Below are 9,082 nucleotides of genomic sequence, written 5' to 3' on the forward strand. Positions count from 1 at the left end.
CTGCAGGACGTGCTCGCAAAAAAGCTCTGACGCCTGCTCGGCGACGCGAGCTCGTGCACCAGGTTCAGGAGGCGCACGGGGTGAGCGAGCGGCGCGGCTGCGCCGCGCTCGGCGTCGGCCGGTCGGGCATCCGCTACCGCTCGACCAAGCCCGATCAGGCACCGCTGCGGATGCGCATCTGCGATCTGGCCAAGAGCCGGGTGCGCTACGGTGACGATCGGATCTACATCCTCCTGCGCCGGGAAGGTTGGCGGGTGAATCACAAGAGGGTGCACCGCCTCTACCGAGATGAGGGCCTCAGCCTGCGGCTCAAGCGGCCGCGCCGGCACGTCAGCGCGGCACACCGTGAGCGTCAGCCCGCTGCGCTCCGACCGAACGAACGCTGGTCGATGGACTTCGTCTCCGACGCGCTGTTCGACGGCCGCCGGCTGCGGGCCCTGACGGTCGTCGATGCGTTCACGCGCGAGGCTCTGGCGATCGAGGTCGACCAGGGCATCAAAGGCGAGCAGGTCGCGGCTGTCGTCGGCCGCTTGACGCTGCTGCGCGGAGCACCGTGCGCGATTCAGGTCGATAACGGGCCTGAATTCGTCTCGAAGGCACTCGACCGCTGGGCCTACGAGAACGGTGTCACGTTGGACTTCTCACGGCCTGGCAAGCCGACCGACAACGCGCTGGTCGAGTCGTTCAACGGCCGGCTGCGCGACGAGTGCCTGAACGCGAACTGGTTCTTGTCGTTGGCCGACGCGAGGAGCAAGATCGAGACGTGGCGGCGGCACTACAACGAGAGCCGTCCTCACACCGCCCTGGGGTGGCGAACACCCCAGGAATTCGCCCTAGCGGCGGCCCTGCAGGCCGCCGAATGAGATCCGGAAGCTCACCTTCCGGCCGGACCAAAATCCGGGGGACCCTCACACAGCCCGAGAACTTGCATAGGCCGTGGACCACAAACCGGGTCAACTCCAACTGGCTCAAAAACCATACCAAAGGGCGGACCACTTCAAAGGGGGCGGATCACACAACGGCACCCTCGTCGCGCAGGTCCAGGACAATAACCGGATCGTGCTAAAGCCGGTAACGCTCGGCCGCAATCTCGGCAACGAGGTCGAAGTGCGCTCGGGTATTTCAACTGCCGAACGGCTCATCGACAACCCGCAGGAGTTCCTAACCCCCGGTGACTTCGTCCGTGTTGTCGGGCAGGCTGCCCCCCCGCACACCGCATCCGCGGAATGACCCACGAAACCCTTCACTTTCCGTGACGGCACTCAATCAACCGACCGTTTTGGGCAGTTCGGTCCGTTGGAATAGCGAGAGCCGGACACACATTGCGCAAGCAACATCAAATGTGAATGGCTCCGCATATTCGACAGCAACCACATCTTGGCACCAAGTTGCAGCCCTTCGACGCGGGAGCCATCCACCCAATCCGCCTTCCTATTTTATTTGAGAAAAGCAGACAGAATAAGATCTCTCGATTACACGCTTCGCTCGATGTTCGACGATCTTACTGCCGGAACTGCAGTTTTTGAGTCGGCTTGCGCCGCGCTCTCAATGGAAGCTCATGATGGCACCACGACACGGGGAGACTTGAATTTTGAAAGCAATTTAGGATCCATGTTTAAGTGAGAAGCAATAAGATCAGGAGGCGTGCAGGATAACCATTGCGCAAGTGAAACCTCTTGGTATTGACTATCTTTGAATATTTCTAAAAATACCAAATCGTTAGAACCAACGTTTTTAACATAGTGGCCGAGACTTTTCTTTACTACGCCAACATCCCCTGGGTTAAAGTCAGCGGTCTGCGCTCGAGGACCGGTGTTGAACACCGTCATTTTTGCCTGACCCGAAATATAGTATTGCCACTCGTCGGCGTTTGGGTGCCAGTGCAGCTCCCGCATTCCACCGGGCTTCACGGTGACGAGGGCAGCCGCGATGTTTTTTGATATAGGAAAATTATTACTATCGATAATCTTAACTTGACCTCCTTTGGTAATCTTGTTGGGCTTCATGTCCGTCATCGAGAAAGTAAATTCGGCATCAGGTTCTCCGAGCGGGGTGCGTACGGCCTCTTGTGCATCAGATAAAGCAGCCGGCGTCGGCCCCTGGTAAATCCAAAGATCGTCTATCGGAATTTTCTTGAATGCATCGATTGGCAGATCGAAATTTTCCGCAAGCACCTCGGGGGGCGTGTGTGCCATCCATTCGGTCAATAAGAGTGTATTAAACTCGGATGCCCGCCCATTGTCGAAAACCAGAACGAATTCCGCGCCAGATGGCCCGAGGCCTTGTAGTGAATGGGGAAGACCGGGCGGAAAATACCACAGATCACCCTGCTTGACGTCGCGGACTGCTGGCCGACCCTTTGCATCCAAAACGGTAATACGGCAGTTGCCGTCGACCATTACAGCCCATTCTGCCTGTTGATGCCAGTGCAATTCGCGAACGCCGCCGACACTAAGGCGCATATTTACGCCGGAAACAGCTTCAGAGATAGCGAAGTCGCCCTGTGTCACCTCCCGGGCCCATCCGCCGGATTGCACACGTTTATGAGCATTGTTGAAAGAGGCCCAAAAAAGATCCATTCCAGCTACGTCTGTTGCGGGAGGATCTTGGAAAGATGGAAACTGCGAGGCAAGAGAAGGATTTTTCGGGCCAGGCTCACTGAAAGCTTCAGGAGAAGCATTAATCCGGCCTTCCGCTGGTCGATCCGGGTTGCCGAAAACACCTCCGCCTTGTGCTGCGGCGCTTGTTATGGCCATCGCACCGCCGGCAGCGGCACCAACGGATAAAAGATTGCGTCTTGACAGAGAATTCATAGTGACACTCACGCATTCAGTTTCGGCGAGCAGTTCTTACTCCGACCGATCGTCGTGATGCTATGCGTCTAGATTGACCCTGGTGCCTCATTTGTGAGCTGGTTTTCAGATTATTGAACGCTACCGGCTCGTTCGCAGCTAGCTGATACAGCCCACAACCTCAATGTCTTGGCTAGGACGCCCGATCATTCGCGACTTTGTGAACGAGACGCTGAGGAGCAGTTTTTATAGATTATAAATTTTCATTGAGTAGGCTCTCTTATACAATCTCCACAAGCGTGGCCATCGAAATAGCGGGCGCACCTTGCCACGGCGTTGGCTTCCGATGTCGGACAAATTTGCGGCGGCTGTCGGGAAGGTAGTCGGCGAGGTCTCTGTCAACTTCACGTCGTGTGTTGTCCTCATGCGCGGGCGGACACACAGCGCTCGCTCGTGGTCCGCTAAGCCCTGCTTTTGAACAGCGCAGACATCCCTAGCCTCTGATCGACACGGGCCGAGCTGAGAGCATTGGCGATCGCCACGAACATGTGCCTGGCCTGCACAGGTTGTTAACCCCAAGCCACCATCACGAGCACCACTCTTCCGTTTTACGGAAGAGTGCATTGTCACGAGCGACACTTTTCTAAACTGCGCAAAAGTCGCAGAGATCCCTGCTCGGCCTTCGATCAAGATGGTTTCAGGGAGTAGAGACGGACATGAAGCTTTATCATCATCCACTCTCCGGTCACTCGCATCGGGCGCGGCTCTTCCTCTCGCTGGCAAAGATCCCACATGAGCTCGTCTTGGTTGATCTCGCCGCGAGAGCTCACAAGAGCCCGGAATTTCTAAAGATGAACCGCCTTGGGCAAGTGCCAGTGCTGGATGACGAGGGCACAATCGTCGCAGACTCGATCGCGATCATGGTCTACGCCGCGCGAAAGTTCGGCAAGAGGGAGTGGTACCCTGAGGAGCCGGAGGCAGCGGCGGCGGTTCAACGCTGGCTGTCAGTGGCGACAGGACAAATTTACTTCGGACCATGCGCCGCTCGGCTCATCACGGTATTCGGCTACAAATTCGATGCCGAGGAAGTCATCGAGCGGTCCCACGCGATCCTGAAAGTTATTGATGAGGAGTTGGTGGAGCGGCGGTGGATTGCGGCAGCGTCTCCGACCGTGGCCGACGCAGCGCTCTACAGTTACATCTCGTCTGCCCCCGAAGGAAACGTCGACCTTGCTACTTACCGGAATGTGAATATTTGGCTTCGACGCGTCGAGGAATTACCTGGCTTTGTCCCCTTCCAAAAGACGGCTGTAGGGTTCGCGGCCGGAACCCGCGGATAGGCGTTCGCGATCGTGGAGTGTAGACGACACGCCGGGATCGTGAGTTTGAATAAGGCAGACATCGCCCTCGTTACCGGTTTCTGTCACTGCGGCGAACTCACGCTTCGATGCGTCACGGGTGCGGTCGAGCGCAGGACCGAGATCGCCCCCTTGATCCGTCGCCACCCGGCCGGGCAGCACTGCAGCCTCTTCCCGCCGTTGAGCCTTGTCGTCGCTGAGGCTGTGGATCCCGAGGGTGGCGCATGGGCCACCCTCATGTCGGAGACCTGGGCCATCCGACCTCTCCTGATCACGGACGGCCACTGAGCGCGTTCGTTTGAACCTTGCGGTTTGATCGTCGTGGGGACCGAAGGGTCGTAGGCCCTCTCGGGATCGATCTCGCTTTGGGGCAGCGCAACCGCTTCAGTAGCGTAGTCAAAAGGTCGGAGGATGATGACTTCGAGATCTTGGTTCCCGACCAGATCGGTCCCAATTCGGCTGGACCGGTCAAGGCGTGTCGGGCCACCAGCCTCAGAGTCGGCTCGTGGTGAACAACCTAGATGCGGACGAAGCGGCTGACATTCCTGCCGAGCCCCACCAACATGCAGCCGGAGTTAGCCGCGATGGCCATTCCGCTGACCAGCGGCCTCCAGGATCAGGTTCGCGACCGCCTGCGTGTGCGAAATCATAGACAAGTGGCCTGATGGCAATTCGATTGTCTTCGCCTTCATCCGCTTGGCCATGAATCGCTCCAGATCTGGGTCGATCGTCCGGTCATCGGTCGACACGGCGTAGAAGCTCGGCTTTGACCGCCAAGCAGCCTGAGTCGTCTTGCCCGTCAGCAAGGCCTTGTAGAACGGTTCCTGGACAGCGAACAGCACCTTCGCCTTCTGCGCTGGTACACCGTTCGCGAAGTCCTTAAGGAACGCTTCCTCGGTCAGGCGCCCCTCGTCCCCGTCGAACACGATCCCCGCCGTGGCGGGCGGTGTCCGGTAGGTCTTGGCCAGGGCGGGGTAGTCCTCTCCGGCATCTGGAGCCCGAGCCGCGACGTAGACGAGCGCCGATACCTTCGGGTCCGTTCCGATCTCGCTTACGATCATCCCTGAGAACGAGTGCCCCACCAGCACGGTCGGCCCCTCCTGGCGGCTCAGCACGCTCCGGGCGGCGGCAACCGCCTCGCCTAGGCTGGTCAGAGGGTTCTGAACGGAAGTGACGTTGAGCCCAGCCGCCTGCAGGTGTGGGATTACCTCAGACCAGCACGACCCGTCGGCGAAGAGCCCATGAACAAGCACGACATTACGGGCCCGCGGCAAATCTTGAGCGGCCACCGATCGGGGCAGCAAGGCCGCCGTTGCGGCAGCTACGAGTGTGCGGTTTAGGTTTCGGCGTGTGATCATGAGCTACTATTTTGAAGACTGCGGGTATCCAGCGCCCAGTCCTCATTCGCATGATTGCGCGGAGCGGTTACACCGAGAATCGGTTGTTTGGTCCTATTACGACTACCTCCCCGCTTCTGAGCAGGAGCCTTGAAGAAGAGGACTCGACGCCTGGGGCGTAAGTTCGCAGATGTACCGGCTCAATTTAAATCAGTCTCGCAAAAATATTTTAAGCTAAGCATTTGCTAAGACATTTACTATATAAAAGATTATATAGCACAAGGTTACTCCATATCGTGTTACATTTGTAACATAAATTCGGTTGACATTTATTATCTAATGCATAAATGTCAAATCCGATATAAGGAACATATCGATGATCTCTGCTTTTGACGAAGTATCAAATCTTATTTATTCTTATTTAAATAATGTCGACACTCGCAACCATTCGGCTCAGATCCGCCTTTTCACGGACGATGCCGCAATCCGTGTACTCGCTAGTAATAACAAATTTGAAAAAGTTTTGCATGGACCAGTTATCGGAGGGCAGGCCTTCGCGGAAGCATCGGCGGCTCTTCGTGATCCAATGTCAGACAATCACCGTACCCGGCATATGACGACCGACCGATTTGTAGCATTCCACGACGGAATCATCACTGTGAGAGCACAGTTCATAGTTGTTCATACTGACCGTACGGATTATAGGGCATTTAAATCACAAATAGATGAGTCCGGAGCATATCAATTCAATTTTCGACGCGACGATGCTGTTTGGAAAATATGCTTATTGGATATTTTTATTGATAAGCCGGGATTGCAGTGCTCTGAATGATCGACAACTCGTTGTTCGCAAATAAAATCTATCCTGAAATCGTGACCTGAATGGACGACAAGAGGAATTCCCTCGTCGCCTTGGAAGCCTATTCCGCTCGGAAGGGATCCGTCGGTCTGAAGCTCAGACATTCCGGAGCCGCGAGCCTCGTCCATCTCGCTGCTCCCTTACAGTCGAGCCCAATGGGGGTGTGTTCTTCTCAACCAGCGTTGGCCGCGTTGACACAGTCCAAGCTTTGAACTGCCTATGTGGGCTTTCTAGCCAAGGCTATAGGCCCTATGGCAATCTCCTCTCGCTGAGAAGACGTCATTAGATGGCCTCCTCCCCGGGTTCCAGGCGCGGCGGGAGTGCTTGGTCGCGTGGCTCCAAATCGGCCGCCGACATCGGAGCAGCCAAGTCTGGCAAGGGAAAGGCCGGTGCAGAAGCTGCGCTCGACGCAGAAGCACCTACGGGCCGCTGCATCCCGCTTCGTCGATCCGTTGCACGCACCAAGACGCTTCCTACAGCATGAGTCCGATTCGGAACTGCGGCTGACGGGGCCGTCGAGCGCTACGCTGACGGTATCCTGGCTCGCGCCCTCCAGCCCTCAGCCTATCGCGGCTCGCCAGCGAGTGGATTGGGCTATACTGGACGACTACTCTTCGGCCTTGGACCAGTCGACACTGGTCTCTAGCTCCGGTAGCAAAACCACGCTTTCCTGCTCGTTCGGATCCGTCCTGGCGATCACCGCCATTACCGGGTCTGTCCGGCTGCGATTGTATGGCAGGTGCGGGACATTGGCGGCGATGTAGACGAACTCGCCGGCTCCCGCGATTGCGTGATGCTCCAGATGCTCGCCCCAGAAGCATCCCGACACGCCCGACAGAATGTAGATCGCGGTTTCATGCTCCTCGTGCTTGTGCGCGTGAGCGCGCTCCCCGGGAGGAATTTCCAGGAGCTGCATGTGAAGCGCCTTGGCTTCAACCGTTTCGGCCGAAATTGCCGGTCGATAGATGTGGCCCTGCTTGCCCCGGAATGGTGCGCTATCGCGCACCACTGCAAAACCGTGCATTTCAGCTTTGTTAGCGACACTCATGTGTTCTCCATGTTTAATGTCGATGTCACCGAGCCTCGGCAGGCTAATCACTAGGTGGCAATTTGTGCCGAGGCGGTCGGCAGGCTTGGCGCCTCCTCATATGCCTCGGGTTTACGCGGCAGACCGCCGTGCCTTTACGGAGCTTAGGTCCGGCGGAAAAAGCGGCGCATAGGATCCGAACCGAAACTCTGCCAAATCGCAGATCCTTGACTCAGTCGCCGCAGGCCTGAGGTCGCTGTGCGGGCTGCCCATGTCGTCTGCGCCGCGTTACAGTATGATTTCAGTTTGGCGTCGCCCCGTAACAATAGGGTGAGAAAACATGAGGCTCCGCCGCACCAACCGGCCAGCGACAATCGTGTGGCTCGAAGCCGCCTCTCAAGACGCGGCGGGTGTGTGAAGCCCGTTGGTCGCGGCGTGCGCGGCTGGTAGCGCCGCTCGACCACGTTGGCGCCTCGACCTACCGGCGGATTGTGGGATGGGCGTGGGAGTTAGATGTGCCGGACAGACCACCGAAGGTCCCGATCGCGGCCGAGCGGCGTATGACCGACCAATGTTTGGCCTATCAGAAGTGCAACGATCTGGCGGCTGAAAGCGTCGGCGATGGGCTGCACGGTTCCGAGCTTTGGCTGCCGGCCGGCGTTCTGATGCTGTCACAGGGTCATGAGGTCAGCGTGCGGCGCGAGGCAATGCTCAGCACCCGCCCCGCTTGCCATACACGCTGGAACTGGTCATCCGGATGGTGCGTGAGCCGCATCTGCCGCGGCGACATTATCGCATCGGTTGGCCTGCTGTTCCTCGACTTTCTGGAGCAGGCCTGATGCTTTCCGGTCCGAAGCGATTGTGCTGTTTGCGCTACGATAGCAGATCGTTCAAGCCACGAAATTAACAATGCTACCCGGTGAGGGCAGCGTTTGCGGCGACTCATTGCTTGCGGTTGCCCTAGCCTGAGAGAGCTGCATCTGAGCATTGTCGACCAGCTTTTGATCGCAAGCGACACAGCTCGGGCTGTGATTGCGCCTATCCTGGTCGACCACGCTGTTAGCTTTTGTGAGCGCCTGCTGTGCTGCCACGATCAAGGCCTGCGATTTAGCCGTTTGCGGTGCAACCTGGGGCGTGTGCGCGGATTGAACCTGGCCTGCAGATTTGAATGGCTGTGTGTAAGTGCCATTAGCACCAGATGCGCCGATGCTGATCGACATTGGCTTGGATCTCATCCAGCAACTCGCACTGGACTCTACGGACAAAATATTGAGAACACGCTAACTGAGCACTGAGCCATGCGGGAGATTGGGTGACGACGGTGTGTTGAAGGCGGCGTATCGAGGCGGGTGTCGAGCCTGCCAGAACCTCTCAGTGAGAGCGATACGCCATGGAGACACCTACCAACGTCGTCCGACTTCGTCATCCCGAAGACCTCGACGATCCCCTGACCGAGGTGCTGCGTAGCGGCGCTCGCCGCCTGCTCGCCCAAGCTGTCGAGATGGAGGCGGACGCGTTCTTGAGCGCGATGCAGGACCTGCGACTGCAGGATGGACGGGCCCGGCTGGTGCGGCACGGTCACGGGCCGGAGTGGGCGATCCAGACCGGCATCGGCCCGGTGCCGGTCGCGCGTCCGTGTCCGGGATCGCGGTACGAGCGGGTCTGAGGACCGGGTTCGATTCACCTCGACCATCCTGCCGAAATGGGCG

General features: G+C 57.9%; 9 protein-coding genes and 1 pseudogene. 6 read left to right on the forward strand and 4 right to left on the reverse strand.

Annotated elements, in window-relative coordinates; all coding sequences use genetic code 11:
• Positions 1-863: IS3-like element ISMex11 family transposase (locus H288_RS0131215; protein WP_106735968.1), on the forward strand; the 863-nt coding region annotated here is incomplete at its 5' end.
• Positions 864-936: 73 nt separating this feature from the next.
• A complete protein-coding gene (locus H288_RS35430) occupies positions 937-1,230 on the forward strand; it encodes a hypothetical protein (protein WP_146074081.1) in 294 nt (97 codons plus the stop codon).
• 326 nt (positions 1,231-1,556) lie between these two features.
• Here the strand turns inward: H288_RS35430 and H288_RS34605 are convergent, their stop codons facing one another.
• On the reverse strand, positions 1,557-2,813 hold the full coding sequence (locus H288_RS34605; protein ID WP_081636608.1) for a cupin domain-containing protein: 1,257 nt from the start codon (positions 2,811-2,813) through the stop codon (positions 1,557-1,559).
• A gap of 695 nt (positions 2,814-3,508) precedes the next feature.
• On the opposite strand from H288_RS34605, the gene H288_RS0131220 reads away from it, so the two are divergent.
• A complete protein-coding gene (locus tag H288_RS0131220; protein WP_026605473.1) occupies positions 3,509-4,132 on the forward strand; it encodes a glutathione S-transferase in 624 nt (207 codons plus the stop codon).
• 593 nt (positions 4,133-4,725) lie between these two features.
• Here H288_RS0131220 and H288_RS0131230 read toward each other — a convergent pair.
• Positions 4,726-5,508 (reverse strand): alpha/beta hydrolase, encoded by a 783-nt coding sequence (locus tag H288_RS0131230; RefSeq protein ID WP_026605474.1) that lies wholly within the window; start codon positions 5,506-5,508, stop codon positions 4,726-4,728.
• A 355-nt stretch (positions 5,509-5,863) separates the two neighbouring features.
• Here H288_RS0131230 and H288_RS34610 point away from each other — a divergent pair, with 355 nt between their 5' ends.
• Entirely contained in the window at positions 5,864-6,319 is a 456-nt protein-coding gene (locus H288_RS34610; protein WP_081636609.1) for a nuclear transport factor 2 family protein, read from the forward strand.
• A 634-nt stretch (positions 6,320-6,953) separates the two neighbouring features.
• Here the strand turns inward: H288_RS34610 and H288_RS0131235 are convergent.
• Positions 6,954-7,394 (reverse strand): cupin domain-containing protein, encoded by a 441-nt coding sequence (locus H288_RS0131235; RefSeq protein WP_051123812.1) that lies wholly within the window; start codon positions 7,392-7,394, stop codon positions 6,954-6,956.
• 554 nt (positions 7,395-7,948) lie between these two features.
• Between H288_RS0131235 and H288_RS0131240 the strand changes: the two genes are divergently transcribed.
• Entirely contained in the window at positions 7,949-8,212 is a 264-nt protein-coding gene (locus H288_RS0131240) for a hypothetical protein (RefSeq protein ID WP_158684278.1), read from the forward strand.
• 51 nt (positions 8,213-8,263) lie between these two features.
• Here the strand turns inward: H288_RS0131240 and H288_RS35435 are convergent, their stop codons facing one another.
• Complete coding sequence (locus H288_RS35435; protein ID WP_146074080.1) at positions 8,264-8,593, reverse strand: hypothetical protein; 330 nt, start codon at positions 8,591-8,593, stop codon at positions 8,264-8,266.
• A gap of 170 nt (positions 8,594-8,763) precedes the next feature.
• On the opposite strand from H288_RS35435, the pseudogene H288_RS33320 reads away from it, so the two are divergent.
• Positions 8,764-9,082 (forward strand): annotated as a pseudogene (locus tag H288_RS33320) (IS256 family transposase); the annotation flags it as partial.

The organism is Methylobacterium sp. 285MFTsu5.1, assembly GCF_000383455.1.
Lineage (GTDB): Bacteria > Pseudomonadota > Alphaproteobacteria > Rhizobiales > Beijerinckiaceae > Methylobacterium.